The organism is Mesorhizobium sp. ESP7-2 (assembly GCF_020164715.1).
Classification (GTDB): domain Bacteria; phylum Pseudomonadota; class Alphaproteobacteria; order Rhizobiales; family Rhizobiaceae; genus Mesorhizobium.
Genome location: NZ_JAIUGQ010000009.1, coordinates 1 through 26,032 on the forward strand (window position 1 = coordinate 1; position 26,032 = coordinate 26,032).

The 26,032-nt window shown below is 64.3% G+C and carries 21 protein-coding genes; 10 read left to right on the forward strand and 11 right to left on the reverse strand.

What is annotated here, in order from left to right; genetic code table 11:
• Positions 1–246: 246 nt before the first annotated feature.
• The 7 genes from LB543_RS11105 to murA form a co-directional block, all read right to left on the reverse strand.
• Positions 247–1,995, reverse strand: coding sequence for an ABC transporter ATP-binding protein (locus tag LB543_RS11105; RefSeq protein ID WP_224614119.1), 1,749 nt, complete (start codon positions 1,993–1,995; stop codon positions 247–249).
• The gene (locus LB543_RS11110) at positions 1,992–2,831 is read right to left on the reverse strand and encodes an ABC transporter permease (RefSeq protein ID WP_224614120.1); all 840 of its coding nucleotides are present in this window, start codon (positions 2,829–2,831) and stop codon (positions 1,992–1,994) included. Before LB543_RS11110 ends, LB543_RS11105 begins: the two co-directional genes overlap by 4 nt.
• On the reverse strand, positions 2,831–3,790 hold the full coding sequence (locus LB543_RS11115) for an ABC transporter permease (protein WP_224614121.1): 960 nt from the start codon (positions 3,788–3,790) through the stop codon (positions 2,831–2,833). Before LB543_RS11115 ends, LB543_RS11110 begins: the two co-directional genes overlap by 1 nt.
• A gap of 37 nt (positions 3,791–3,827) precedes the next feature.
• Positions 3,828–5,342 carry an ABC transporter substrate-binding protein gene (locus tag LB543_RS11120; protein WP_224614122.1) on the reverse strand — a complete coding sequence of 505 codons (1,515 nt, stop codon included), beginning with the start codon at positions 5,340–5,342 and terminating at the stop codon, positions 3,828–3,830.
• A gap of 98 nt (positions 5,343–5,440) precedes the next feature.
• Positions 5,441–6,388 carry an N-acetylmuramic acid 6-phosphate etherase gene (gene murQ / locus LB543_RS11125; RefSeq protein WP_224614123.1) on the reverse strand — a complete coding sequence of 316 codons (948 nt, stop codon included), beginning with the start codon at positions 6,386–6,388 and terminating at the stop codon, positions 5,441–5,443.
• A gap of 170 nt (positions 6,389–6,558) precedes the next feature.
• Complete coding sequence (locus LB543_RS11130; RefSeq protein WP_140757695.1) at positions 6,559–7,440, reverse strand: N-acetylglucosamine kinase; 882 nt, start codon at positions 7,438–7,440, stop codon at positions 6,559–6,561.
• Positions 7,437–8,693 carry a UDP-N-acetylglucosamine 1-carboxyvinyltransferase gene (gene murA, locus LB543_RS11135; RefSeq protein WP_224614124.1) on the reverse strand — a complete coding sequence of 419 codons (1,257 nt, stop codon included), beginning with the start codon at positions 8,691–8,693 and terminating at the stop codon, positions 7,437–7,439. The genes LB543_RS11130 and murA overlap by 4 nt, the downstream gene beginning before the upstream one ends.
• Before the next feature lie 171 nt (positions 8,694–8,864).
• On the opposite strand from murA, the gene LB543_RS11140 reads away from it, so the two are divergent.
• Complete coding sequence (locus tag LB543_RS11140; protein WP_224614125.1) at positions 8,865–9,725, forward strand: MurR/RpiR family transcriptional regulator; 861 nt, start codon at positions 8,865–8,867, stop codon at positions 9,723–9,725.
• A gap of 5 nt (positions 9,726–9,730) precedes the next feature.
• Here LB543_RS11140 and LB543_RS11145 read toward each other — a convergent pair whose 3' ends face one another.
• The 3 genes from LB543_RS11145 to LB543_RS11155 form a co-directional block, all read right to left on the reverse strand.
• Complete coding sequence (locus LB543_RS11145; RefSeq protein ID WP_224614126.1) at positions 9,731–11,086, reverse strand: glutamine synthetase family protein; 1,356 nt, start codon at positions 11,084–11,086, stop codon at positions 9,731–9,733.
• Positions 11,087–11,335: 249 nt separating this feature from the next.
• Positions 11,336–12,034: a GntR family transcriptional regulator gene (locus tag LB543_RS11150; protein ID WP_224614127.1), complete on the reverse strand. Its 699-nt coding sequence runs from the start codon at positions 12,032–12,034 to the stop codon at positions 11,336–11,338.
• Positions 12,035–12,223: 189 nt separating this feature from the next.
• Positions 12,224–14,284 (reverse strand): N,N-dimethylformamidase beta subunit family domain-containing protein, encoded by a 2,061-nt coding sequence (locus tag LB543_RS11155; protein WP_224614128.1) that lies wholly within the window; start codon positions 14,282–14,284, stop codon positions 12,224–12,226.
• Positions 14,285–14,722: 438 nt separating this feature from the next.
• Here LB543_RS11155 and ftsZ point away from each other — a divergent pair, with 438 nt between their 5' ends.
• From ftsZ to LB543_RS11190, 7 genes are all read left to right on the forward strand, one after another.
• On the forward strand, positions 14,723–15,760 hold the full coding sequence (ftsZ, locus tag LB543_RS11160; protein ID WP_140813538.1) for a cell division protein FtsZ: 1,038 nt from the start codon (positions 14,723–14,725) through the stop codon (positions 15,758–15,760).
• Between the two features lie 176 nt (positions 15,761–15,936).
• Entirely contained in the window at positions 15,937–16,980 is a 1,044-nt protein-coding gene (locus LB543_RS11165; protein WP_224614129.1) for a LacI family DNA-binding transcriptional regulator, read from the forward strand.
• Between the two features lie 36 nt (positions 16,981–17,016).
• Positions 17,017–18,288: an ABC transporter substrate-binding protein gene (locus tag LB543_RS11170; protein ID WP_224614130.1), complete on the forward strand. Its 1,272-nt coding sequence runs from the start codon at positions 17,017–17,019 to the stop codon at positions 18,286–18,288.
• 76 nt (positions 18,289–18,364) lie between these two features.
• Positions 18,365–19,210 (forward strand): carbohydrate ABC transporter permease, encoded by an 846-nt coding sequence (locus tag LB543_RS11175; protein WP_224614131.1) that lies wholly within the window; start codon positions 18,365–18,367, stop codon positions 19,208–19,210.
• Positions 19,211–19,257: 47 nt separating this feature from the next.
• Positions 19,258–20,103 (forward strand): carbohydrate ABC transporter permease, encoded by an 846-nt coding sequence (locus tag LB543_RS11180; protein ID WP_224614132.1) that lies wholly within the window; start codon positions 19,258–19,260, stop codon positions 20,101–20,103.
• Positions 20,104–20,124: 21 nt separating this feature from the next.
• On the forward strand, positions 20,125–21,165 hold the full coding sequence (locus LB543_RS11185; RefSeq protein ID WP_224614133.1) for an ABC transporter ATP-binding protein: 1,041 nt from the start codon (positions 20,125–20,127) through the stop codon (positions 21,163–21,165).
• A 16-nt stretch (positions 21,166–21,181) separates the two neighbouring features.
• Positions 21,182–22,474 carry an amylo-alpha-1,6-glucosidase gene (locus tag LB543_RS11190; protein ID WP_224614134.1) on the forward strand — a complete coding sequence of 431 codons (1,293 nt, stop codon included), beginning with the start codon at positions 21,182–21,184 and terminating at the stop codon, positions 22,472–22,474.
• Positions 22,475–22,500: 26 nt separating this feature from the next.
• Here LB543_RS11190 and LB543_RS11195 read toward each other — a convergent pair whose 3' ends face one another.
• Positions 22,501–23,226 carry an MgtC/SapB family protein gene (locus tag LB543_RS11195; protein ID WP_140757810.1) on the reverse strand — a complete coding sequence of 242 codons (726 nt, stop codon included), beginning with the start codon at positions 23,224–23,226 and terminating at the stop codon, positions 22,501–22,503.
• A gap of 262 nt (positions 23,227–23,488) precedes the next feature.
• Here LB543_RS11195 and LB543_RS11200 point away from each other — a divergent pair, with 262 nt between their 5' ends.
• Together LB543_RS11200 and LB543_RS11205 are read left to right on the forward strand one after the other, a co-directional pair.
• Complete coding sequence (locus LB543_RS11200; protein ID WP_224614135.1) at positions 23,489–24,463, forward strand: sugar-binding transcriptional regulator; 975 nt, start codon at positions 23,489–23,491, stop codon at positions 24,461–24,463.
• A 45-nt stretch (positions 24,464–24,508) separates the two neighbouring features.
• Positions 24,509–25,954 carry an extracellular solute-binding protein gene (locus LB543_RS11205; RefSeq protein ID WP_224589735.1) on the forward strand — a complete coding sequence of 482 codons (1,446 nt, stop codon included), beginning with the start codon at positions 24,509–24,511 and terminating at the stop codon, positions 25,952–25,954.
• The last annotated feature ends 78 nt before the right edge of the window (positions 25,955–26,032 follow it).

Genomic DNA, 26,032 nt, shown 5'->3' on the forward strand with positions numbered 1-26,032 from the left:
AAGATCTGGGGGAGGCTACTCAATGCCAGCCTCCTTCGGAGAAGTAGCGCTCTACGGCGCCCCCCTCTGTCCTGCCGGACATCTCCCCCACGTGGGGGGAGATTGGCAGTTTTGGCGCCCCGCTCTTTTTACAACGTTGGAGATTGGCGAAAGCCGCGATGACATCCAATCTCCCCCCTTGTGGGGGAGATGTCCGGCAGGACAGAGGGGGGCGCTGTCCCGCCGACCTTGCATATCCCAAGGCCATCACGCCTCCACCCTCGCCATATGATCCCCGCCAAACCGCTCCCATTTCGCCGGCGCCGGTTCAAACCCTTGCGGCCTGACCAGCGAGGGCACCTGGCGCGTGTCGATTTCGAAATGCTCGTGCCGCCGGTCGATGGCCGGAACGGCGGCGATCAGCTTTTTCGTGTAGGAATGCTTCGGCTTCGATAGCACGGATTGCGCGTCGCCGATCTCGACGATCTGGCCGGCATAGATGACGGCGATGCGGTGCGCGATCCGCTCTACCACGGCCATGTCGTGCGAGATGAACAGGTAGGCCAGCCCATATTCGCGCTGCAGGTCGACCAGCAGCTCCAGCACCTTGGCCTGCACCGAGACATCGAGCGCTGACACCGCTTCATCGAGAACGACGACGGACGGGTTGAGCATCAGCGCGCGGGCGATGCACAGCCTTTGCCGCTGGCCGCCGGAGAATTCATGCGGATAGCGCTCGAGACTGTTCCTGGGCAGGCCGACGCGTTCGAGCAGGCCCCCCATTCTGGCACGCGTTTGGGCATCCACCCGCCCGCCGGTGGCGATCACCGGTTCGGCCAGGATGCTTTCGATGGCCAGCCTCGGGTTGAGCGAAGCGTAGGGGTTCTGGAACACCATCTGCACGGGTTTGGCGCCGCGCTCCGCCGACGCCATTCGGCGGCCAACCGAGAAGCTGCCGCGCGTCGATCGCACCAGCCCGAGAACCGCCTTGGCGGTGGTGGATTTACCCGAGCCGCTTTCGCCGACGATGGCCAGCGTCTCGCCTTGCATCAGATCGAAATCGACACCGTCGACGGCATGCACCGCGCCGGTGGCACGGCTGAAGAAATTGCTCTTGAGCGGAAACCGCACCACGAGACCATCGACCGTCAACGCCGGTTGCGTGTTCGCACCCTTGTCGCGCTGCCCGTCCGCGCGTGTCGCCCGGCCGCTGGCGAAATGCGGCACGTCCTGCAGCAGATGCTGCGTGTAGGGATGCTGGGGGGTGTCAAGGATCTGGTTCAGCTCGCCCTGTTCGACGGCCTGGCCGTTCTGCATCACCATCACCTTGTCGGCGATGCCGGCGACCAGGCCGATATCGTGCGTGATGAAGATCATCGACATGCCGCTTTCGCGCTTGAGTTCGGCCAGCAGCGCCATGATCTGCGCCTGCACCGTCACATCGAGCGCCGTCGTCGGCTCGTCGGCGATCAGCAGGCGCGGATTGCAGGCGAGCGCAATGGCGATCATCACCCGCTGCAGCATGCCGCCGGACAACTGGTTGGGTGTGTATTTCAGCCGTCGCGCGGCATCGGGAATGCGCACGCGGTCGAGCGCGTCCCTGGCCGCCGCCGTGGCTTGCCGGCCTGTCAGCCCGCGATGCAGGCGGAACGATTCCTCGATCTGGGTGCCGATGGTCAGCACCGGGTTGAGCGATGTCATCGGCTCCTGAAAAATCATGCCGATTTCGGCACCGCGAATGCCGGTGAGTTGCGCCTCGGTCGCGGCCGCCAACTCGAAGATGGTCCCATCGGCCCGCTTGAGCTTCATCGAACCGCCGGTGATGCGGCCGCCGCCGAAATCGACGAGCCGGTTGATCGACAGCGCCGTCACCGACTTGCCCGAGCCGCTTTCGCCGACGATGGCCAGCGTCTTGCCGTCGGCGATATCGAAACCGACGCCGCGCACCACTTCATTGGCCTTCGGATTGCGGCCGAAGCCGACGCGGAGGTCCGAGACCGACAGCAGCGGGGTCATGCGAACGCTCTCCGCATCCTCGGGTCTAGAATGTCGCGTAAGGCGTCGCCCAAAAGGTTGAAGCCGAGGATGCTGATCATGATCGCCAAGCCTGGGAAGATCATCAGCCAAGGTGCGGTCTCCATCAGATTGCGGCTGTCGCTCAGCATCAGGCCGAGCGAGGCGGCGGGCGGCTGCGTGCCTAGGCCCAGGAAGCTCAAGCCGGCTTCGGTCAGCAGCGCCCAGGCCAGCGCCAGCGTCACCTGCACGGTCAGCGGCGCCACGAGGTTGAGCAGCAGGTGGCGCGTCACGATGTAGCTCGTACTGCTGCCGAAGGTGCGCGCCGCATCGACGAATTCGCGTGTCTTGAGCGACAGGGCAGGGCCGCGCACCACCCGCGTGAAGATCGGCGTGTAGACGATGCCGATGGCCACCACGCTGGTCCATGTGCCCGGTCCGGCGACGGTGACGATGAGCAGCGCCAGAAGGATCGCCGGGAAAGCCAGCAGCACGTCCATGATGCGCATCACGACGCCGTCCCAGCGACGCCCGAGCCAGGCGGCGGCAAGTCCCAGGACCGTTCCGGCCAGGGACGCGAACGCCACGGAGAAGAAGGCGACCGTAAAGGACTGGCCGATGCCCGCCATCAGGCGGCTGGCCACGTCGCGGCCGAACAGGTCGGTGCCCATCCAGTAGGCGGCACTGGGCGCGTGCAGCCGGTCGATACGGTATTGCATGATCGGATTGTGCGGCGTCAGCCCGAGCAGGCCAAGGATGGCGAGCAGCAGATAGACGCATACAATGATGCCGCCGATACGGCCGCTGCCATGGCCGAAGATGGCGCGCAGGATGCGCATCACTGTTCCCCCAGCCGGATGCGGGGATCGAGCGCGACATAGGCGAGGTCGACCAGGAGATTGACGATCATGAAGTTGAAGGCGATGAACAGCACGCTTCCCTGCACCAGCGCATAGTCGCGCTGCAGGATCGCGTCGAGCACCATGCGTCCGAGGCCGGGCAGGGCGTAGATCTGCTCGACGATGACGGCGCCGCCCAGCAGATAGCCGAACTCTATGCCGCTCAGCGTCACGACCGGGATCAGCGCATTGGGCAAAGCGTGGCGCCAGATGACGCTGCGCGCCGAAGCGCCCTTGCTGCGGGCCGTGCGCACATAATCGTCGCTCAACACATCGAGCATCGCCGAGCGCGCTATACGGGTGACCGACGCTGCGAAGGCAAAGCCGAGCGTGATGGCTGGCAGGATCAGCTGGCTGAGATTGCGCAGGGGATCCTGCCAGAGCGGCGCGAATTCGCCCATCGCCGGCAGCACGCCGAAGCCGGCCGACAGCGTGTAGATGATCAACAGGCCAAGCACGAAGCTCGGCGTCGACTGGCCGATCATGGCGACGACACGCACGCCGAGGTCGGACGCTTTTTCGCTATGCGTGGCGGCATAGATGCCTGCCGGCATGCCGACCAGAAGCGCGATGATCATGGAAAGCATAGCCAGCTCCAGCGTCAGCGGGAAGCGCTCGAGGATGACGTCGAGAACCGGCCTGCCATAGGTGACGGAGATGCCGAAATTGCCGTGCAGGATGCCGCCGATCCAGCGCCAGTACTGGACGAACCAGGGCTGGTCGATACCGAAATAGGCGGCGAGCGAATCCCGTTGAGCCGGCGTCAGCAGGCCGGCCTCGGTGCCCAGCATCGCCGTGATCGAATCGCCGGGCACCATCCGGATCGCCACGAAGACCAGGATGGACACGCCAAGCAGGACGAGAGGAAACGTCGCCAGCCGTCGCAAGAGATAGTTCACGCCAGGAAGACCTCTCGTCCCGTTGCCGAATCCGGCGCTATTGGATCGTCACTTTGCTCAGGCTGAACAGCGTGCCGGTCGGCGTCGGCACGAAGCCGGCGATGTTTTTCTGCTGGGCCGTGTAGCTGTAGGAGGTGTAGAGCCAGATCCACGGCGACATCTCGGCGAGATGCTTCTCGAACGCGGCGAAGATCGCCTTGCGTTTGGCCGGGTCGGTCTCGGCGCGGCCCTGCTGCATCAGGCTGTCCAGCGTGTCGTCGATGTAGTTCGCCACCTTCTGCAGATTGCCGGCCTTGGTCCAGTAGCGGTTGTACATCGTATAGGGGTCGGCACGACCGCCGTTGAGCGCGATCGCCATGTCGAAATCGCCTTTCAGCCAGGCGTCGACATAGACGTTGAGCTCCATCATCTTGATGTCGAGCTTGACGCCGATTTCGGCGAGTTGCGACTGGATGACCTGGGCTTCGGCCGCCGCCGTCGGCGGCTCGCCGGTGGCGCCGATCACGGTCGCCGAAAAGCCGTCGGCAAAGCCGGCCTCGGCCATCAGCTTCTTGGCCTTTTCGACATCTCGCTTGTAGCAGAACAACTGGCTCGGATCGGTGGCGAACGCCGGGATGGTCAGTGGCCCGGTGACCTTGCCTTCGCCCAGCGCAGCGGTGTCCAGCACCTCCTGCCGGTCGATGGCGCAGGAGATCGCCTGGCGCACCTTGAGCTCGGTCATCGGCTTGCGCGACGGGTTGAGCTGCAGCACGTTGTAGGCAAGCACGGGCACGCGGTTGAGCTGCAGGGTGGCTTCCTTCGGCACCAGCGTGGCGACCAGCGGATCGTTGAGCAACGCGAAATCGATCTGCTTGGTGCGCATGGCCGCGAGGATCGCCGCCTCGTCCGGCAGCACGCTGATCTCGATGCCGTCGACGCCGGTGGCGCCGCCGGCCCAGTCCTTGTTGGCGCTCAAGATTTCCTTGGCGTTCGGATCCCACTTGTCGAGCTTGAACGGGCCGGAACCGACCGCTTTGGTGCCGATCGAGCCTGCCTTGATTTCAGCCGCCGGAACGATGGCCGCGTTGACGTCGCTCATCGCCGTCAGGATCGGCGCGTCGGGCTGCGAGAGGTGGAATACGACGGTGCCTGCATCCGGCGTGTCGATGCTGGCGATCGACAGAAAATTGGCGCGGGCGGCGGCACCCGTCTTCTCGTCGAGGATGCGCTCGAACGACGCCTTGACGTCGGCGGAGGTGACCGCCGTGCCGTCCTGGAATTTCGCCTTGGGATCGAGCTTGAAGGTCAGCTCCTTGCCGTCTTTCGAAAACTCCCAGGAGGTGGCGACGGCAGGGATGATCTGCAGGCTGGCGTCGAGCCGCACCAGGGGCTCGTAGATGAGCTCCAAAAGCCGCAGCGAGGAAAATGCCGTCTGCTTGTGCGGGTCAAGCCCGGTGGCGTCCTGCGACCAGGCCATGTGCAATGTCGCCGCCTGCGCCGAAACCGAGGCGACGCCGAGCATCGCGGCAAGGGTAATGCCCGAAAGCAGTGTTCTTGTGAGGTGCCTTACCATTTTTGTCTCCCATTCATCATTTCACTTGATGCCTTGCAGTTCTGCCGACCGCTTCCAAGGCACACATGCTTTGAAGTATCGGCCCAGTCTATGCGGCTTCACCTCGTCTTGTCCCACCTGCTTCGGGCCGCTTCGTCGCTGATCGCCTTTCGCAGGAACCCTCCGGCTTTGACCAGTGCCGTCCGCGCCGCCTCGACATCGAGGCCGGTGATGGTCACCAGGATCGCCAGCTTGACGTCATTGCCGGTCCGCTCGAGCGCCTGTCGCGCCTGCGGCGCGGTGCAGCCGGTCGTCTGCATGACGATCCTGACCGCGCGGGCGACCAGCTTCCGGTTCGACGGGTTCAGGTCGACCATCAGATTCTGGTAGCTCTTGCCGATGCGGATCATCGAAGCCGTGGTCAGCATGTTGAGCACCAGCTTCTGCGCGGTTCCCGATTTCAGCCGCGTCGAGCCGGTGAGCACTTCGGGGCCGACGACGGGCGAGATGGCGATGTCGGCGATGCCTGCAATGGTCGATGCCGGATTGCAGGACAGCGCGACGGTCGTCGCGCCGATCTGCCTGGCATAGGTCAGCCCGCCGATCACATAGGGCGTACGCCCGCTGACCGCGATACCTACCACGACGTCGTCAGCGATGAGCGTGATCTCCTGCAAGGCCTTGGCGCCCATCTTCGGGTCATCCTCGGCGCCTTCGAGCGAGCGCACCAGCGCGTCTAATCCGCCGGCGATCAGGCCGACCACCATGCCTTCGGGCACACCGAAGGTGGGCGGACATTCCGAAGCGTCGAGCACGCCAAGCCGGCCGCTGGTGCCGGCGCCGATATAGACGAGCCGCGCGCCTTTCTGGAAGGCGAGCACGATCTGGTCCACCGCGGCGGCGATTTGCGGCAGGACCTTTTCGACGGCCGCCGGGACAAGCCTGTCCTCGTCATTGATCCTGCGCAGCACGTCGATGGTCGGCAGCAGGTCGATGTCGACGGTCCTTGGGTTCCGGCCCTCGGAAACCAGCCGGTCCAGTTCGGACATCAACCCTTGCTCGGTCATCCCAGTGCTCTCAAAAATCATACTGCACGGCGCGCCCGGCATGGCTCGACGGGCAACCAGTGCAGACGGACCTTGGGTCCGTCACCGCAGTTTTTCTTTGTTAACTTTTTAGAATTTGATATTCGCATCGTCAACAGAGATTTGGAATATTTTATTCCTACTCTTACCAGCTATCCCTTGTAGACCGACCTCTTCGCAAGAATGATCGCTCCGGCCACGGCATCGCCGTCGGCCGGCTTCAGGCGACGCCGGACATCGGGGGAAAGCCAGGGCTCGAGCGGGCTGGCGAGACCGCCCAGCAAGGTCACGCGCGGCGCGCCTTTTTCGAACAGCACCCGAACCAGCGTGTCGATCTGCTCTGCCGCGATTTGCACGATGCGGCGTCCGACGGGGTCGCCCTGGTCGGCATGGCGCATCACCATGGGTGCAAGCGCGGCATAGTCCGTGGCGCTGGCGCGGTCCATCCAGGCAACGGCCTCCATGGGGTCGCCCGCGAAGCGCTGCATGACCTCCGCCAGCAGCGCCGTCCGTTCGTGCCGGCCGTCATGGGCGCGCAGCGCCAGCTGCACGGCTTTCAGTCCAAGGTCGGCGCCGCTGCCCTCGTCGGAGATCGGAAATCCATAGCCGCCGGCGCGCAGGTCGCGGCCCTCGACAAAGCCAAGGCCGATCGAGCCGGTCCCGGCAATGACGATGGCGCCGTCCTGACCCGAATGGGCGCCGAGGCAGGCGCCGACGCCGTCGCTGACGAAGTCGATGCTGGCAAAGGGGTGCGCTATTGCCCGTAACGCCTCCAGCGCGCCTTTGCGGCCGATGCCGGCAAGACCGATTCCGGCATGGATCCGGGCGGTCTCGGCCGGCGCGAAACCTGCTTCCTCGATCGCCGCGCCGAAGGCTTTCGCAATGGAGGCCCAGGCTGCCTCGATGCCGAGCCGCGTCGTCGCCGGGCCCGATAGGCCTTGTCCCAGCACCGCGCCTTGCGCGTCCTCGAGGCGGGCGCGGCAACCGGTGCCGCCGCCATCGACGCCGAGAAAATAATCCGCGTCGGTATTCATGCGCCCAGCCGCTCGATGTCGGCGCCGCAAAGGCGCAGCTTGCGGTCCAGTTGCTCATAGCCGCGGTCGAGGTGATAGACGCGGTTGATGATGGTCTCGCCTTCGCTGACCAGCGCCGCCAGCACCAGCGACACCGAAGCGCGCAGGTCGGTGGCCATCACTTGCGCGCCATGCAGCTTCTCGCCGCCGCGTACCAGGGCCATGGTGCCTTGCAGCTTGATGTTGGCGCCGAGCCGCATCAGTTCGGGCACGTGCATGAAGCGGTTCTCGAAGATGGTTTCGCGCAGCAGCGAGGCGCCCTGCGCGCAGCACATCAGCGCCATGAACTGCGCCTGCAGGTCGGTCGGAAAGCCCGGATAGGGTTCCGTGGTGAGGTCGGCTGCCTTGAGCGGCCGGTCGCGTGACACGATGAGGCCACGGTCGCCCGGCCAGACGCTGACGCCGGTCGCCTCCAACAGTTGCACCACCGAGGCCATGTGTTCGAGCCGGGCGTGCGTCAGTTCGAGCTGGCCGCCGGTGATCGCGGCCGCGATGGCATAGGTGCCGGCCTCGATGCGGTCGGGGATGATGTCGTGCCTGGCGGCGTGCCAGTTGGTGTCGCCCGCGATCAGGATGCGATGCGTGCCGGCGCCCTCGATGCGCGCACCCATGGCGTTGAGGCAAGCGGCGAGATCGGCCACCTCCGGTTCGCGCGCGGCGTTGAGGATCTCGGTTTCGCCCTTGGCCGCGGTCGCCGCCATCATGGCGGTTTCCGTCGCCCCGACCGATGGCGAGGGGAGCACGATGCGGGTGCCGGTCAATCCGTTCGGCACCGAAGCGACGATCAGGCCGTTCTCGATGGCGATCCTGGCGCCGAGTGCGGCGAGTGCGGCGACATGCATGTCGACCGGCCGCGCGCCGATCGCGCAGCCGCCCGGCAGCGAAACCCGAGCGTGGCCGAACCGCGCCAGCAACGGCGCCAGGACCAGCACCGTCGCCCGCATCTTCCGCACCGTGTCGTAGGACGTCTCCTTGGAAACGGCGGCACTTGTGTCGATGGTCGCGGCATGGGCGGACCTTGTCACTTCGGCACCGTGAAGCCTTGCCACGCCGAGCATATTTTCGACGTCGGTCACATCGGGCAGGTTGGTCAGTTCGAGCGGGTAGGGGCTGAGCAGTGCGGCCGCGATCTGCGGCAAGGCGGCATTCTTGGCGCCCGATATGGTGACCGCGCCTTGCAGTCTCTGTCCGCCGACGATCCGCAATCTGTCCATGGCTGATACCTTGACGATGAGGCTCACACCGGCAACCTGCCTGGGAAAGCTGCTCCAAATCCCGAGCGGTGACCCGGGTCAGGTTTGAGAATTAATTCTGCGTTCTTGGCTGTCAATCGAAATTGGAATAATTTATTCCTCGTCTGGCAAGTCTGAACAGCGAGGGATTGCGTGTCCGTCTTAAGCAGGATCAATGCCAAGCTCGACGGCATGGCGCCCAGCGATCGCGAGATCGGCCGTTATATCGTCGACAATCCCGACCAGATGCTGCGGCTGTCGACGGCCGCACTCGCGGCCGAGATCGGCCGCAGCCAGTCGAGCGTCGTCAAGTTCAGCCAGAAACTCGGCTATGCCAGCTATCAGGAACTCAAGCTCGCCGTCAGCGAGGCCAAGGCGCAGGATTGGCAGGTGCCGGCCGGTGTCATCCACGGCTCGATCGAGGTCGGCGATGGCTTTCCGGTCATCCTGAAGAAGCTGATCGGCAGCAAGCTGCTGTCGATGCAGCAGACCGTCGCCGCCAACAGCGAGCGCGTCATCTCCAGGACGCTGGAGCTGCTGGATGGCGCGCGGCGCGTCCATTTGGTCGGCGTCGGCGCCTCCTCGCTGGTGGCGCGCGATTTCTCCTACAAGCTGATGAAGCTCGGCCGCAATGTGCTGCATGACAGCGACAGCCATATCCAGATGGCCAACGCCTCGACGCTCGGGCCTGACGATGTGCTGTTCGCGCTCTCCTATTCCGGCGCCAGCATCGAAACCTTGCGCATCGCCGAGCTTGCAGCCAAGCGTGGCACCACCGTGATCGCCGTCACCGGCCTTCACGACAATCCGCTGAGCCGGGTCGCCGACATCCGCCTCTACACCATCGCCGACGAGGAACGCGCACGCTCTTCCTCCATCACCGCGCGCGACGCGCAGCTGACGCTGACCGACCTTCTGTTCATCCTGCTGGTACAGAAGCAGCCGGACGCCAACGATTACGTCCACAACAGCGAGGCGGCTGTCACGGTGCTGAAGGCCGAGCGGTCGTCGTAAAGGCCTCAGACGCTTTCGAGATAGGTCTCGATCTCGAAATCGCTGACGTTGAGGGCGAACGTATTCAATTCCTGGCGTTTGCAGGCGACGAAGGAGTCGCGCAGGATCGCCGGGAAGATCTCCGCCACATGCGTCCCGCTTTCGAACGTCGCGATCGCCGACGCCCAGTCCGGCGGCAGCTTGGCGGGGGCAACGCCTTGCCCGTCATTGCCGGCCGGGTCGCCCGGCGACATCTGCTTCTCGATGCCGATCAGTGCCGCGCCCAGTATGGCGGCAAGCACGAGATAGGGGTTGGCGTCGGCTCCCGAGACGCGATGTTCGATGCGGCGCGCGCCGGTCGGGCCGCCGGGGATGCGGATCGCGACCATCCGGTTCTCGTAACCCCAGGCGACCGCGGTCGGTGCGTAGGATCGCGGGCGCAGCCTGCGGTAGGAATTGAAGTGCGGCGCGAACACCAGCGTGCTTTCGGCCATTGCCGCCAGCAGCCCGCCGACCGCGTGTCGCATCGTGTCCGAGCCCTGGTCGGTGCCGTCGTCGAACACGTTGCGCCCTTCGTCGTCGACCAGGCTGAAATGGACGTGAAAACCGTTGCCGGCGCGGTCGCCATAGGGCTTGGCCATGAAGCAGGCGGCAAAGCCGTGCTTGCGGGCAATGCCCTTCACCGTGCGCTTGAACAACACCGCATCGTCGGCCGCTCGCAAAGCGTCGGCGACATGGTTCAGGTTGATCTCGAACTGGCCGACGCCGTTCTCGGCGATCGCCGTGTCGACGGGAATGCCTTGCGCGCGGCAGGCTTCGTAGATGTCGTGGATGAAAGCTTCGAAATCGTCGATCTCGTCGATCGACAACGCTGCGTCGGAATCGAGACGTCGCCCGGTGACCGGCGAGACCGGTCCGACCGGCCGCTGCGATTGCGGATCGACCAGGTAGAATTCGAGTTCGGTCGCCGCGACCGGAGTGAGGCCGAGCGCCTTGTAGCGATCGAGGATGCGGGCCAGTGCCCGCCGGGGGTCACCGAGATAGGGCGCGCCGCTCTCGTCGGCGAGCCAGAGCGGGACGAGCGCCGTCGGATGCGCCGTCCATTCCACCGGCAGAATGCCGCGTCCCGTCCATTGGCAAAGGCCATCGGCATCGCCTGTCGAGAAGACCAGGCTGTTGCCTTCGATGTCCTCGCCCCAGACATCGAGCCCGATCAGCGAATAGGGCATGCGCAGCTTGCCTTCCAGCGCCTTGCGCGCCTGCTCGACCGGGATGCGCTTCCCCCGCATGATGCCGTTGAGGTCGCACACCGCGGCCCTCAGGCTCTGGATGTCGCCTCGGCTTTCAAGCCAATTCAAAACGTCCGCAATTGCATCGCTCAATTTCCGTTACCTCTGGTTCCCTGCGGCGCCGCGCCCAAGGCGGCCACCCTATTTCACGACAAGACAGCTGATGAGTTCATGAAGGCGTCTCCGACGTCAGTCGGAAGAGTTTCCTTCATTTTTTCAAATCATTAACCGGGATGTCGGGAGGCATTTCAGGAACCAATTGCGCGATTTGCGATCGCAACATAGCGACAAGGCAAGGGAAAGCCAAGTGGCATCTGGGGGACGAGCCCAGGAGACACCGGTCTAGCTCCTCGCTTCCGGGAACTTGCCCTGCCGCAGGATGTGCGCCGCGCCCTCGTCGATGTCGCGAACGATGGCCGCCCGCGCCCGCGCGCCGTCTTGTGCCTCGATCGCCGCGACGACTTCCTCGTGATAGTCGATGTCCAGAATGGAGGAGAGGTCGTCCTCGAACCCCATGCCGAGGTTTCGGAGAAACGGACCGACCTGCATCCACACCGTTTCGATCAGGAAGATCATCTGCTCGTTGCCGCAATGGCGATAGATCGAGAATTTGAAGTCGTGGTTCTTCCTGAGATAGTCGTCGATATCGCCCTTGCGGGCCGCCAGGGTCAATTCGGTGCAATGGCGTCGGATCGCCCGCAGATTGTTGCCGTTGATGAGTTTCGTCGCAAGCTCGGTCGCCGGGCCTTCGAGGAGCGTGCGCACGGCGGTCAGTTGCGAAAACCGCTCGGCCGAGATCACCGGTACCTCGACACTGCCGTTCGGCATCGGGCTCAGCGCCCGCAATGCCTGCAGCCGCATGAAGGCACTGCGCACCGGCATGTCGCTGGTGCCGAGTTCCTTGGCGAGTTTGCGCGAGGTCAGCTTCTGGCCGGGCAGGAATTGGCCCGACATCAGGGCTCGCACGAGCTCCAGATAGACCTTCTCATGCAGGGGCACGGTGTCGATGGCGGTCAAGCCGAAATGTGTTCTGTCGGCCATTGGCGAGGGCGCTACTTCATCCGTTCTGAAAATGACCTGACGACATCAGCCGCGGACAAACCTTGAGCCGGGTATGGCGGGAACACCCAAGCCGCCGATTGATCAGGCATGATAGACGCTTCGATCGTTGCGCGGCAAGCCAACTGCTTGAACCGGCGCGTGTGCGGTGGTCTGCCTTCCTTTCCGTGGCTATCGATCCGGGGCCTGCCGGCTCGTTGCCGCCGCCAGATGCGTCAGCAAATTCCTGGTGATCCGGCCGACGTCGTTCATGGCGTCGCCCGCCGGCAAGGCGCCGCACCAGGCGACCGAACTCGCGCAGAAGATCAAACCGCCCGAAGGCAGATGGCGCAGCGTCATCTCGGCGCAGCGGCGCCCGTCGCGCTCGCTGTCACCTCCCTCGTACCAACGGGTCGCGTCATGGACGAAGCTGTCCGGGAAACCGGTCGCGCGCGCAATGACGATGGTGTCGGGGGATGTGCCCAGATGCGGGTCGGTGGCATCGACCTCGTAGCCGGCAGCCCCACCAAGCACGATGCCCTCGTCGCCGAAGGTCTCGCTGGCGACGCCGTCGAACAACCACGCGGCCGAAGGCTGACGGCTTTCCGGCGTGCGTGTGAAAGGCCGTGCGCCTTCGAAACCCATCAGCGAGATGGCGACGCCGGTCAGCGAGAACTCGCCGCGCCCGCTGGCGCGCAGGTAGCCTCCCGGCTGGTTGGTGATCGACAGCGACTGTTCGGCGATGGGACCGTCCCAGGTCCGGCCCGCCTCGAGCGGCGAGCGGCGCAGTTCCATCAGATCGTCTTGGAACGCCACCTTGCCGGCAAAACCATTGCCGCCGAGATAGGCGATGCTGCCGCCCGCCGCCGCGAACTGGCGCAAGGCATGTTCCATCTCGACCGACATGTATTCGGGATGGCTGCCGGTGATGACCGCGTGATAGTCCCGCAGGCCGGCTACGCCCCGTTCATGCAGGTCGCGGTCTGTGATGAGATCGAAGGCAATGCCGTTGCTGTGGCAGAAGCGCAGAAAGTGCAGGTCGACCGGTAGGTTGTGCGGACAGCCGCACAGCGGGTACTTGTAGTCGTCGCGCAGCGTCGCCTTCGGCTTCCTGGTGGAACAGATCGACACGCCGCTGAGGTCGCTGTGGTAGTCGTAGAGAGACTTCAGGTTGTTGTCGATCGCGAAGCGATGGCCGCGATCCTCGCACATCCATTCGTAGAGATGCGCCGGCAGGAATTCATCCGCGTAGGCAAGGTAGGTGGCCGTAGGCACCAGGAACAACAGTGGCGTGCGGCGTACCGACGAAGTGATGAAGAAGACGATACGCTCCGCCCCTTCGTCCTGGCCGACCTCGAAGGCATAGACGCCGGCCGGCGCTTCGGCGGGGATTTGCAGCTGGTAGGACGCGGGCCACTGCAACGCGCCCATGTCGTCGTCGTGGCAATGCACGGCATCGTAGTGCGACGGCACCAGGCGGGGGTCGAAACTCGACCCGTCCCAGCGGCGCGAGGTCATGCAGAAGGCGGGCTGGTTGATCGTTTCCAGGAAGAGGACGCGATCGGTGCCTGTCGAGGCGAGCGGGCCGCTCGGCAGCAGGGTGGGAAACGTCCAGGCGATACGACCAGCCGTAGTTTGCAGGGAGATCGCAGAGAACTTCGCATTGAGCGACCTGACATCGTTTGCCGTGCTGGTGCCGAAGATCATGTCACCGGGCAGGGGGCGCCATGGCAGGTCGAATCGATGATCCAGGTGAAACGGCGACAGGAGGTCGTTCGAATCGATCCGCAGCACGGCCGCGCCGTCGTTCGACGAAATCTCGACCCTGAGCCAGGTATTTGCCGGCAAGGCCACGCCGCTATCGAGCGGCTTGCCGTCGAGGCCTGACGTCAGCCGCCCGTCCTGCAGGCCGAGGCGCAGGTTTCCGCTCTCGAACAGCACGCGGGCGCCATCATTGCGGGTCAAGTACACTTCGAAGGCGACGCCTTCGATCCCGGTGGACTTGGCCAGTTCGATCGCCGCGATCCTTAGGAAGGATCCATGATCGAAGTCCCGATGGGACACGGCATTTCCTGTCGACTCGACGCGCCAGCCCATCGACTCAGCCGCGGGCGTGTCGAGCCGCACGACGTGCACGTCGCGTACCTGCCGCGCTGACGAGACATGAAGGGCGACCGGTGTTCCGGCCGCTGTATGCCAGGGAACGGTATAGCCCGAGACGGCCATGGCGCCGTGATCGACGGGGCGCTTCATCGCCGCAAACGTCCGCGCTGCGATCCCCGCGGTCGCAATCTCATGGATGACAAACTGGACAATTCTCTCATACCCTTGGGTTCTGGAGGGGTATACCCCTCCAGCTTTGATTGGTGACGAAGTCCGCGGAGATGTCGCCTTGGCCATTGAGACGATCGGCCAAGGCGGGTTCTACCCAGCCATCGACAGGCACTCCGCGTGGTGCCTGATCCACGGCGACACTATCGCGATCGTCCGAAACCGGACAGTCGTTCTCGTAGCTCGACCTCTTCATCACAAATCTTGACCTTCCCGCACTTGCACGTCCGCTCGCTCTCTGGCTTTTTGGGGTACCCATCCGAACGGACTGATTCGCGTCATGCCGCTCGATTGCAATGTCTTGCAGGCGGTCTGCTTGTGGGTCGTGAAGTACACGCAGTTGGCGAAGGAGAAGCAGACATGGCCGAGTTCAAGAAGCCGGAAATCTCCGAGATGAGACCCAAGATCACCGTGATCGGTGTCGGCGGCGGCGGCGGCAACGCGATCAACAACATGATCGTGGAACAGCTTCAGGGAACCGAGTTCATTGCCGCCAACACCGATGCCCAGGCGCTGACCATGTCCAAGGCGACGCGGCTGATCCAGCTTGGCGCGCACGTCACGGAAGGCCTTGGCGCCGGTTCGCTGCCCGAGATCGGCCGTGCCGCTGCAGAGGAATCGCTCGACGAGATCATGGATCATCTGGCCGGCACGCACATGTGTTTCGTCACCGCCGGCATGGGCGGCGGCACCGGCACCGGTGCGGCTCCGATCATCGCCCAGGCGGCGCGCAAGGCCGGCATCCTGACGGTCGGCGTCGTCACCAAGCCGTTCACCTTCGAGGGCAGGCGCCGCATGCAGATGGCCGAAGAGGGCATCGAGCGGCTGCGCGAGGCCGCCGACACGGTCATCGTGATCCCCAACCAGAACCTGTTCCGGATCGCCGATGCCAAAACCACCTTCGCCGATGCCTTCGTCATCGCCGACCGGGTGCTTTATTCCGGCGTCAGCTGCATCACCGACCTCATCGTCAAGGAAGGCCTGATCAATCTCGACTTCGCCGACGTCAAATCGGTGATGCGCGGCATGGGCCGCGCCATGATGGGAACCGGCGAGGCCTCGGGCGACGGCCGGGCGATGAAGGCGGCGGAAGCCGCGATCGCCAACCCGCTGCTCGACGAAATGTCCATGAAGGGCGCCAAGGGCGTCCTGGTGTCGATCTCGGGCGGCAGGGACATGACCCTGTTCGAGGTCGACGAGGCTGCCACGCGCATCCGCGAGGAAGTCTACGAGGATGCCGACATCATCGTCGGCGCCATCTTCGACAAGAGCATGGAAGGCCGCTTCAGGGTCTCGGTGGTGGCGACCGGCCTCGATCGTTCGCTCGCCGAGGGCGACGCCGATGCCGGCATCGCGCGGGATCATTCCATACCTTCCGCCGCACGGACCTTGCAGTAAGGGCTGCTCCCTTCAAATCGGCTGGCATCGGTCAGGCGGCCTGCGGAATAGCGCGGGCCGCCTCGCGCTCGCTGCGTTCCGTACCCGGGCACGAGATCGTCTGATCGCAATTTAAAACGTTTGCATTTTTGCAAAAGCCAATTACAAACGTTTCAAACTCGTTCGAGGGAGGATCGGTGACAACACGCGTCATCACGCTGAAGGAGCTTGCGGCAAGCCTCGACCTGTCGATCACGACCGTCTCGCGAGCGCTTGCCGGCCATGAGCAGATAGCGCTCAAGACCCGTGAGCGTGTCGCGCAGGCGGCGCGCCAGGCCGGCTACGTGCCCAACACCGCGGCGCGCACGCTGGTCTCCGGCCGCAGCGGTTTCGTCGGCCTGGTGTTGCCGATACGTGGACCCAATCTTGTCGATTCCTTTCTGGGCGAATTCGTCACCGGGCTCGGCGAAGGGCTGGTGTCGCATGGCGCCGACCTCATCCTTGCCACCGCCGCATTTGGCCATTCGGAGCTGTCCGTGCTGCGCCATGTCGTGGAATCCGGGCGCGCCGATGGCGTCGTCGTCACGCGTATCGCCGAGGTCGACGAGCGCCTGGTCTATTTGCGCGAGCGCGGCTTTCCGTTCGTCGCTCACGGCAGGCTGCTCGACAGCGATTTTGGCTACAACTGGCTCGACACCGACGGCGCATACGCGTTCGGCGAAGCCTTCGACATGCTCTATGATCTCGGGCACCGCCATTTCGGCCTGGTGACGATCTCCGAGCCGATGACCTTCCGCCATCTCAGGCAGGACGGTCTTGCCGCAGCCATCGCCCGGCGGGGCGACCCGTCGGTGCGGCTCGACGTGGCGACGGCGCCGCGCTTCGACCATGAAGCCCGTGTCCAGGCCGTCAACCAGATGCTGCATGGGCCTGGCCGGCCGACCGCCGTCATCGCCCTGTTCGACGAACTGGCGCTGACGGTGATGGAAGAGGCGACGCGTGCGGGGCTCGTCGTGCCGCGGGACCTTTCCGTCATCGGTTTCGACAACATCGCCGCATCGGCCTATGCGCCACCGGGCCTCACCACGTTCGACGCCTCGATCCGCCAATGCGCGCGTGAAATCGCCGACATGCTGCTTGCCGTCATCGCCGCGAAGCCCGGCAAACCGCTGACGCGGCTGATCCGGCCGACACTGGTTGCGCGGGCAAGCCACGGGCCTGCGCCGCGAACAAGAAGCTGACGCCGTCATGACGGCGCGTATCCAGGGAGGAAGACCATGATGAAAGCATTGAAGACACTGGCGGGCGCCGCGCTGGCACTGTCGGTCGCCGCTGGTGGCGCCGATGCTCAGCAGGTGCTGTTCTGGTCGACGCAGGCCCGCCCGGTCGAGGAAGCGCAGAAGATGCGCGACGAGGTGCTGAAAGGCTTCGACGGTCCGGTCGACTACCAGGTCGCCGAGGACGGCCCCTGGCTCACCCGCCTGCAGGCCGAATTGCAGGCCGGCTCCGGCACCATCGGTCTGCTGGGCGGCCTGCATGGCGATTTCTCGACCGTCGGCGCGAACCTCGTCGACCTGTCCGGAGTCGATGTCGGCAGCGTCAAGGTCAACGAGGCCTACAGGAAGCTCGGCATGCTCGGCACCGGCGAACAGAAGTACCTGCCCTGGATGCAGGCAACCTACCTGATGGCCGCCAACAAGCAGGCCTTGCAATACCTGCCCGCGGGCGTCGACCTCAACACCATCACCTATGACCAGTTGATCGAATGGTCGAAAACCATCGCCGAGAAGACTGGTTCGCCGAAATTCGGCTTTCCGGCCGGCCCCAAGGGGCTGAAGCATCGCTTCTTCGAGGGCTTCCTCTATCCGTCCTATACGGGTTCGATGGTCACCAAGTTCCGTTCGGCCGAGGCCGAGACGGCATGGAACAAGTTCAAGGAATTGTGGCAGTACACCAACCCGAACTCGACCAACTACGCCTTCATGCAGGAGCCGCTGCTTTCGGGCGAAGTCTGGGTGGCATTCGATCACGTCGCGCGGCTCGCCGATGCATTCAACAAGAAGCCTGACGACTTCGTCGCTTTCCCGGCCCCGGCTGGCCCCGCCGGTCGCGGCTTCATGCCTGTCGTTGCCGGTGTCGCCATTCCCAAGACTTCGCCTGACATGGACAAGGCGAAGGCGCTAGTCGCCTATATGCTCAAGCCCGAAACCCAGATCGCCACGCTCAGGGCGACCAATTTCTTCCCCGTCGTCGACGTCAAGCTGCCCGACGACATGCCGGCTTCGGTGAAGGCCTTCGGCCCGGCGATCGCCACCATGACCGGAGCTCCCGATGCGATGCCGGCGTTGTTGCCGATGGGTCTTGGCGACCTCGGCGGCAAGTTCAACCAGATCTACACCGACAGTTTCGAGCGCATCGTGCTCGGCGGCGAGGACGTGCATGGCGTGCTCGCGGAAGAGGCGACGGCGCTCAGGGCGATCATCGACCAGTCCAAGGCGCCGTGCTGGGCGCCCGACAAGCCATCCGACGGCGCTTGTCCCGTCGACTGATATCCTCCAAAGGGGGCGTCCGGAGTTTTGTTGCACTCCGGGCGCCCACGCCGCGGCATCGCAAAGGATGAACACCATGCACGGCAAGGCTCTGCCCTATCTGCTGCTGATGCCGGCGACCTTGTTCCTCTGCATCTTCTTCCTCTATCCATTCGCGTTGGTCGTCTTCGAGGCGGTGACCCGCGACGGCGCCTTCACACTCGATAATTTCCGCACCATGGCCGGCAGCTGGAAATTCCCCGCCACCGTCCGCAACACGCTGCTGCTGGCGGCAATCGTCGTGCCGATCCAATTGGTCATGGCTCTTTTGATGGCCAGCGTGGTTTCGCGGCTGGAGACCGGACGAAGTGCCGTGCTCTACGTCTTCGCCATCCCGCTCGGCATTTCCGATCTCGCCGCCGGCCTGATCTGGCTCGCCATCTTCGACCAGTCCGGCTTCCTCAACACGCTGCTTTCCAGTTTCGGCATCGTCGACAGGCCGGTCATGTTCCTCGGCTACCAGAGCAAGCTGACCATCTTCATCGCCGTGGCGCTGGCCGAGATCTGGCGGGCCACCGCGATCATGATGGTCATCCTCGTCGCCGGCATGGGCCTGATCCCCAAGGAATATTACGAGGCGGCGGAAGTGTTCGGGGCAAGCCCGTGGCAGCGCTTTGTGCGCATCACGCTGCCGCTGCTTCGTCCCAGCCTGCAGACGGCCATCATCCTGCGCGTCATCCTCGCCTTCGAGGTCTTCGCCGTGGTCGCGGCACTTGGCGGCACCAACCTGCCGGTGCTGATGGGTGAGACCTACAACTGGCAATTCACGTTGCAGGACCGCAATGTCGCCGCCGCCTCCGCGCTGCTTATCCTCGCCATCTCGATCGGCTTCACGCTGTTCTTCCTCAGGGTGCTGCGCGTGCCCAGGGAAGCCAGGATATGAAGGAGGACAGGGTATGAAGGAAGCCCGGATATGAAGGAGGCCCGGATATGAGCGCCGTGGCCGAAGCACAGGTCGCCACGCCAGCCGATGCCCGCAAGGCCGGCAACTGGCTGCTGATCGCCACCGCGATCGTGCTCTGCGTCTGGGTGCTGCTGCCGATTTACCTCCTGATCGTCAATGCGCTGTCGTCGCCCGGCGAGGTCACCGCGTTCCCCAAGCGCTTCCTCCCGTCCTTCGACCTCGGCAGCCTGTCGTTCTTCATCAATTTCGCCGGCGTCGCCAGGGCGCTGTGGAACTCGGTGCTCGTCGCCACGCTGACGATGATCCTGGCAATCGGCTTCGGCGCGCCGGCCGGCTACGCGCTGTCGCGCTTCGATTTTCCGGGGAAGGGCACGTTCCGCTTCCTGGTGCTGATGACCCGCGCCTTCCCACTGCCGCTTCTCGCCTTGCCGCTGGCGGTGATGTTCATCCACACCGGCCTGGACGACACCGCCATCGGGCTGGCGCTGGTCCACACCACGCTGGCGCTGCCGTTCGCCGTGCTCATCACCTTCTCGCTCTTCTCAGGCATTCCGGTCGAACTCGAGGAAGCGGCCTGGACGCTCGGCTGCACACGCTGGCAAGCCTCTCGCAAGGTCATCCTGCCGCTGGCGCTGCCCGGCATCGCCGCTTCGGCGGTATTTGCCTTCACCATCTCCTGGAACGAGGTGTTTGCCGCCGCCGTGCTCACCATCGAGAACCGCACGCTGACCGCCTTCCTGCTGCAAAGCCTTGGCGAGTCGCCGCTCTATCTCAAATTCGCGGGTGGCGCGGCGCTGGTCGTGCCGGCGCTGATCTTCATCTTCGCCGTCCGCAAATACCTGTTCGCCATGTGGGGGATCGCCAACCGATGACACGCGCCACGGAGACGGTTGATGGCTGAAATCGCAATCAAGGGCGTGGCCAAGCGCTTCGGTGACTTCACCGCGCTGCATCAGGTCGATCTCACCATCGCCGATCAGGAATTCATGGTGCTGCTCGGCGCCTCGGGCTGCGGCAAGACCACGCTGCTCAGGATCGTCGCCGGGCTGGAGACGCCAAGCCAGGGCGAGGTCTGGATCGGCGGCCGCCGTATCGATCATCTGCCGCCGCGCGATCGCGGCATTGCCATGGTGTTCCAGAACTATGCCGTCTTTCCACACCTGACCGTGTTCGAGAACATCGCCTTCGGCCTGCGTATGAAGAAATTGCCGCGGCAGGAAATCGAGCGCCGCGTCAACCGCACCGCCGAACTCATGCATATCGAGCAATTGCTGAATCGCTACTCCGGCCAGTTGTCAGGCGGCCAGCGCCAGCGTGTCGCCGTCGCTCGCGCGCTCGCCATGGAGCCCGACGTCATCCTGATGGACGAGCCGCTGTCGAACCTCGACGCGCTGCTGCGGCTGGAAATGCGGGCCGAACTCAAGGGCGTCCTTGCCGGGTCGAAGACCACCACCATCTATGTCACCCACGACCAGGTCGAGGCGATGAGCCTCGCCGACCGTATTGCCGTCATGCATCAGGGCCGCATCGTCCAGGCTGCGTCGCCGGTCGAGGTCTACCGCAATCCGGCCGCGCGCTTCGTCGGTTCCTTCATCGGCAATCCGCCGATGAATTTCCTGCCCGCGACCAAGGCAGCGAACGGAAACTGGAATGTTGCCGGGCTGGCGCTGTCCGGTCCCAAATCCGACAGGCAGAAAGTCGAGTTCGCCATTCGCCCCGAGGATGTCGATGCCGGCGGCGAGGGCCTGCTCGCCACGGTGCGGATCATCGAGCCGCTCGGGCCGCACACGCTGGTCACCTGCGATGTCGAGGGCAGCCTGTTCCGGGCCGTGCTCGAGTCCGGCGTAGCCATTACCGTCGGCGATCGCCTGCGGCTCGCTCCCAAGCCCGACCGCATCCGCTGGTTCGACCCCGAAACGACGCAAGCCTTGTGAAAGACCTGAAACGTCCATGACCGCTCATGCCACCAATGACATCATCGCCCGCGCCGTCGAAGTGCTGAAGGAGAACGATCAGGGGACCTATACCATCCCGACAAAAGGTCTCTATCCGTTCCAGTGGAACTGGGATTCCTGCCTGACGGCGCTCGGTCTTGCCCATTATGACGAAGCGCGCGCCTGGACCGAGATCGAGACGTTGTTTGCGCATCAGTGGCCGGACGGCATGGTGCCGCATATCGTCTTCCATGTCTGGAACGACGGTTATTTTCCCGGTCCCGAGGTCTGGCGAACCGGTCGCCCGACCGCCACATCGGGCATCACCCAGCCAGCCGTCGCAGGCTTTGCCGTGCGGCGCCTGTTCGACCGCGCCAAGGACAGGACATTGGCCGCCGAGCGTGCCCGCGCGCTGCTGCCGAAGATCGACGCCTGGCATCGCTGGTTCTACGAAAATCGTGATCCGAAAGGTGAGGGGCTGGTCGCCATCATCCATCCCTGGGAATCCGGCCGCGACAATTCCATCGATTGGGACGCCGCCTTCGAGCGCGTGCCGACCGAAGGCATCGAGCCCTATACCCGCCGTGATACCTTGCATGCCGATCCGGCACATCGCCCGACCAAGGCGCAGTACGATCGTTATCTCTGGCTGGTGCAGCGTTTTCGCGGGCTCGGTTGGGACAATGCGAAACTGCACGATGCCTCGCCTTTCCAGATTGTCGATCCCGGCTTCAACGCCATCCTGATCCGCGCCACCACCGACCTTGCCGATCTTGCCGAAGCGCTTGGCGAGACGGCGATCGCCAAAGCCAACCGTGCCTTTGCCGAGAAGGGCCTGGTCGCCATGGAGCGGCTATGGAGCGACGCACACGGTCAATACCTCTGTCTCGACCGCGTCTCCGGCAGGCTTGTCGACAGCGCCTCGGTTGGCGGCATCCTGCCGGCCTTTGCCGCGATCCCGAAAAACCGAGCCGCTGCAGTCGCCGCGACCGTCGAACGCCTTGCCGGCACTATGCGTTACGTCGTGCCGTCACATGATCCCGCCGATCCCCGCTTCGACGCCAAACGCTACTGGCGCGGCCCGGTCTGGCTAGTGGTCAACTACATGATCGCCGACGGCCTTGCCGCCGCCGGCCACGGTCAGGTCGCACGGCGCATCACGCGATCCAGCCTCGACCTGATCCGGGAGAGCGGATTTGCCGAATACTACGACCCGCTGACCGGTGAGCCGCTCGGCGGCGGCCGTTTCACCTGGACGGCGGCGATGGTGATCGAGTTTCTGCGTGGGGCGCAAGTGGGTGGGGTTTAAGCGCGTCGGGGTGGGAACGTTTCTCTTCAGGACGCTTTCTCGCCGACTAGATCAAATCGCTCGATCTCACATTCGCGGGCGACCAGCGCCAGGATTTCCGTTGAAGGTTCGGTCGCATCGGGCTGTCTCCATTCGAGATTGAACGAGTAGACGAAGCGGTCGCGGCTGAAATCATGCTCCATCGTGGCAAGGCGTGCGTCATAGCCGAGCGGCCGCACCATCTCTTGAAGGTCGGGCGGTGAACTTTTCGCCCAGGAAACCGACAGGATCGCATGGTGGTCGCGCGGGATCTTGAGATCGACCCATTTCAACACCTGAAGCGTCAGCAGCGTCAGCACGGTTGCAATTCCCGCAAGACCGAACTGGCCGCCGCCAAACGCAAGTCCGATCATCGTCATGATCCACATGGTGGCCGCGGTGGTGACACCGGTCACGAGGTCGCCGCGCCGAAGGATGGCACCGCCGCCGATGAAGCCCACGCCGGTCAGCACGCCAAGCGGGAGGCGCAGCACGTCCATGCGGGAGAAGAAATCCATTCCCTTGCCTGTCGTATCAAGCAGCAAGTTGGCCTGGATCATCGCAACCGCGGCCGCAAGGCCGACGAGGATGGTCGTCCGAAGCCCGGCGGTGTGGCCACGCGCCTCTCTGTTCAGGCCAATGAGAAAACCTGCCAGCACCACAAACAGCAGCCGTGCGACAAGATCGGGCCATGTCGGATGAAGCGGCATATCGCAGCAAAGCGGCTCGAACATTGTCCTGTCAGGCGGCGCCACTGCTCCGCCTCTCCACCTTCCCCCCGGGTTTTTGGCACCGCTCGGCGCCGGCGTTGCTTGTGGCCGGCCGGCGCGCCGCGACCTCGATGTAAGAACCTCTTTGCCCTCCTGAAGTTCCGGCCGAACCGCGGCGCGGCCGGCCGGCCAACCGCCATGCGATTTTGAAAGGTGACGCTTGACTTCGGTCAATCCATGTGAAAAATTTTGCATCAACTGATAAAAATATCACCGGGACGGAAACGTGGTTGGTTTTGGAAACGGCCTTTTGCGCGACGATGATGCCAGCATGGCGGCGCGGGCTGCGTGGCTTCATTACGCTGGTGGCCTGACCCAGTCCGAGGTCGCCAAGCGGCTGGGGCTGACCAGCCTCAAGGCCCACCGCCTCATCACCAAGGCCAACCAGGAAGGGCTGGTGAAGGTCTATATCGACGGCGAAGTGTCGGAATGCGTCGAACTCGAGGACGAATTGTCCCGCCGCTACGGCCTCGACTATTGCGAGGTGGTCCCGGATTTCGATTCCGAGGACCTGCCGCTCAAGGCGCTCGGCATTGCCGGAGCGCAGTTCCTCAAGCGCGAGATCGAACGCGGCGAGCAGGCGCTGATCGGTGTCGGCCATGGCCGCACGCTCGCGGCTTGCGTGGAATATCTGCCGCGCACGACCACCGACCGGATCCGTTTCGTTTCGTTGCTCGGCGGCCTGACGCGGAAATTCTCGGCCAACCCGCATGACGTCATCCACCGTCTCGCCGAACGCACCGGCGCCGAAGCCTATGTGATGCCGGTGCCGATGTTCGCCAACACGGCGGAGGACCGCATCGTGCTGCTGGGCCAGAAGGGCGTTAGCGAGGTCTTCGATCTCGCCAAATCCGCCGACCTGCTGTTCGCCGGCATCGGCACCGCCGAACGCGAGGCTTCGCTGGTCGCCACCGGCATGATCGAGAAGGGTGAGATGGAGGAGATCCGCCGCAACGGCGGCGTCGGCGAATTGCTCGGCCATTTCTTCGACGAGGCCGGCAAGGCGGTGGCGACGACCGTTTCCAACCGGGCGCTGGCGCTGGCGCGCGAGGACATCGCCAGCCGCCGGATCGTCGCCGTCGCCGGCGGCAAGATCAAGGTTCGCGCCATTAAGTCGGTGCTGGAGGGGCGCTATCTCAAGGGCCTGATAACAGACGAGCGGACGGCGCGATCGCTCGTGGAAGAGACGCCGGTCGGGTAGCCGGCAACGGTTCAGTTGAAACTACCCTGTGGAGGAGAAGACGAAATGCATGAGAAAGAGAAAGACCTCATAGACGCCTTCCTGCGCGGACAAGTCGACCGTCGCGGACTGATCAAGGGCCTGGGAGCCATGGGCCTGGCTGCCGGCACCGCCGGCACGCTGCTCAACCTGGGCCAGACCCGCGCGCTCGCCGCCGACTTCGACTGGCAGGCGCATAAGGGCAAGACCATCAAGCTCCTGCTCAACAAGCATCCCTATGCCGATGCGATGATCGCCGACCTGGAGAACTTCAAGAAGCTGACCGGCATGAACGTCGTCTATGACGTCTTCCCCGAAGACGTCTATTTCGACAAGGTGACCGCGGCCCTGTCGGCGAGCTCGCCCGAATACGACGCCTTCATGACCGGCGCCTACATGACCTGGACCTATGGCCCAGCCGGCTGGATCACCGACCTCAACGAATGGATCAAGGATCCGGCCAAGACCAACCCGAACTATGCCTGGGACGATTTTCTCCCAGGCGTGAAGTCGTCCTGCGCCTGGAACGGCAAGCCGGGTGGCGCTCTGGGTTCGGAAGACGCCAAGCAGTGGTGCATTCCGTGGGCCTTCGAGCAGAACAACATCACCTACAACAAGGGCATGTTCGACAAGGCCGGCGTCGGCGTCCCCGGCAATCTGGACGAGATGATCACGACGGCGGCCAAGCTGCAGAAGGATATCGGCAGCGGTGTCTACGGCATCGGCGTGCGCGGCTCGCGCTCCTGGGCGACGATCCATCCGGGCTTCCTGTCGGCCTACTCGAACTTCAACGAGAAGGATCTGACTGTTTCTGCCGATGGCAAGCTCGCGGCGGCGATGAACACCGCCGGCTCAAAGGCCTTCCATGCCAAATGGGTGCAGATGATCCAGGAGAGCGGCCCCAAGGACTGGTCGACCTACACCTGGTACCAGGTCGGTACCGATCTCGGCGCCGGCGCCTCGGCGATGATCTTCGACGCCGACTGCCTCGGCTACTTCATGAATGGCGGCGACAACAAGATGGCCGGCAAGCTCGCCTATGCCGCCTTCACCGCCAACCCGGAAGCCAAGGCCTCGACGCCCAATATCTGGATCTGGTCGCTGGCGATGTCCAACTTCTCCAAGGACAAGGACGCGACCTGGTACTTCCTGCAATGGGCCTCGGGACCGGAGCACGGGCTGTTCGGCGCCACCAAGATGGACTTCGTCGATCCGGTCCGCCAGTCGGTGTGGAAGGACGAGATGTTCCGCGAGAAGCTGAACAAGAGCTATCCCGGCTATGTCGAGATGTTCGACGCTTCGGCGGCCGGCGCGTCGATCAAGTTCACGGCGCAGCCGCTGTTCTTCGACCTCACCACCGAATGGGCGGCGACGCTGCAGAAGATGGTGGCCAAGGAAGTGCCGGTAGACGAGGGCCTCGACAAGCTCGCCGAGAGCATCAACGGCCAGCTCAAGGAAGCCGGTCTCGGTTAAGTCGCAAGGACGCCGGCCTGCTTGGCGGGTCGGCCCTGGTTACACCTTTTCACGTTTGCGACGCGGTGCCGAAAGGTG

Bases quoted from the DNA above. Each gene is read 5' to 3' on its own strand.
- LB543_RS11120 (WP_224614122.1), bottom strand. From the start codon at position 5,342: ATGGTAAGGCACCTCACAAGAACACTGCTTTCGGGCATTACCCTTGCC.
- murQ (WP_224614123.1), bottom strand. From the start codon at position 6,388: ATGACCGAGCAAGGGTTGATGTCCGAACTGGACCGGCTGGTTTCCGAG.
- LB543_RS11110 (WP_224614120.1), bottom strand. From the start codon at position 2,831: ATGCGCATCCTGCGCGCCATCTTCGGCCATGGCAGCGGCCGTATCGGC.
- LB543_RS11205 (WP_224589735.1), top strand. From the start codon at position 24,509: ATGCATGAGAAAGAGAAAGACCTCATAGACGCCTTCCTGCGCGGACAA.
- LB543_RS11130 (WP_140757695.1), bottom strand. From the start codon at position 7,440: ATGAATACCGACGCGGATTATTTTCTCGGCGTCGATGGCGGCGGCACC.
- LB543_RS11105 (WP_224614119.1), bottom strand. From the start codon at position 1,995: ATGACCCCGCTGCTGTCGGTCTCGGACCTCCGCGTCGGCTTCGGCCGC.
- ftsZ (WP_140813538.1), top strand. From the start codon at position 14,723: ATGGCCGAGTTCAAGAAGCCGGAAATCTCCGAGATGAGACCCAAGATC.
- LB543_RS11190 (WP_224614134.1), top strand. From the start codon at position 21,182: ATGACCGCTCATGCCACCAATGACATCATCGCCCGCGCCGTCGAAGTG.
- LB543_RS11170 (WP_224614130.1), top strand. From the start codon at position 17,017: ATGATGAAAGCATTGAAGACACTGGCGGGCGCCGCGCTGGCACTGTCG.
- LB543_RS11195 (WP_140757810.1), bottom strand. From the start codon at position 23,226: ATGTTCGAGCCGCTTTGCTGCGATATGCCGCTTCATCCGACATGGCCC.
- LB543_RS11155 (WP_224614128.1), bottom strand. From the start codon at position 14,284: ATGAAGCGCCCCGTCGATCACGGCGCCATGGCCGTCTCGGGCTATACC.
- LB543_RS11185 (WP_224614133.1), top strand. From the start codon at position 20,125: ATGGCTGAAATCGCAATCAAGGGCGTGGCCAAGCGCTTCGGTGACTTC.
- LB543_RS11180 (WP_224614132.1), top strand. From the start codon at position 19,258: ATGAGCGCCGTGGCCGAAGCACAGGTCGCCACGCCAGCCGATGCCCGC.
- LB543_RS11175 (WP_224614131.1), top strand. From the start codon at position 18,365: ATGCACGGCAAGGCTCTGCCCTATCTGCTGCTGATGCCGGCGACCTTG.
- murA (WP_224614124.1), bottom strand. From the start codon at position 8,693: ATGGACAGATTGCGGATCGTCGGCGGACAGAGACTGCAAGGCGCGGTC.
- LB543_RS11150 (WP_224614127.1), bottom strand. From the start codon at position 12,034: ATGGCCGACAGAACACATTTCGGCTTGACCGCCATCGACACCGTGCCC.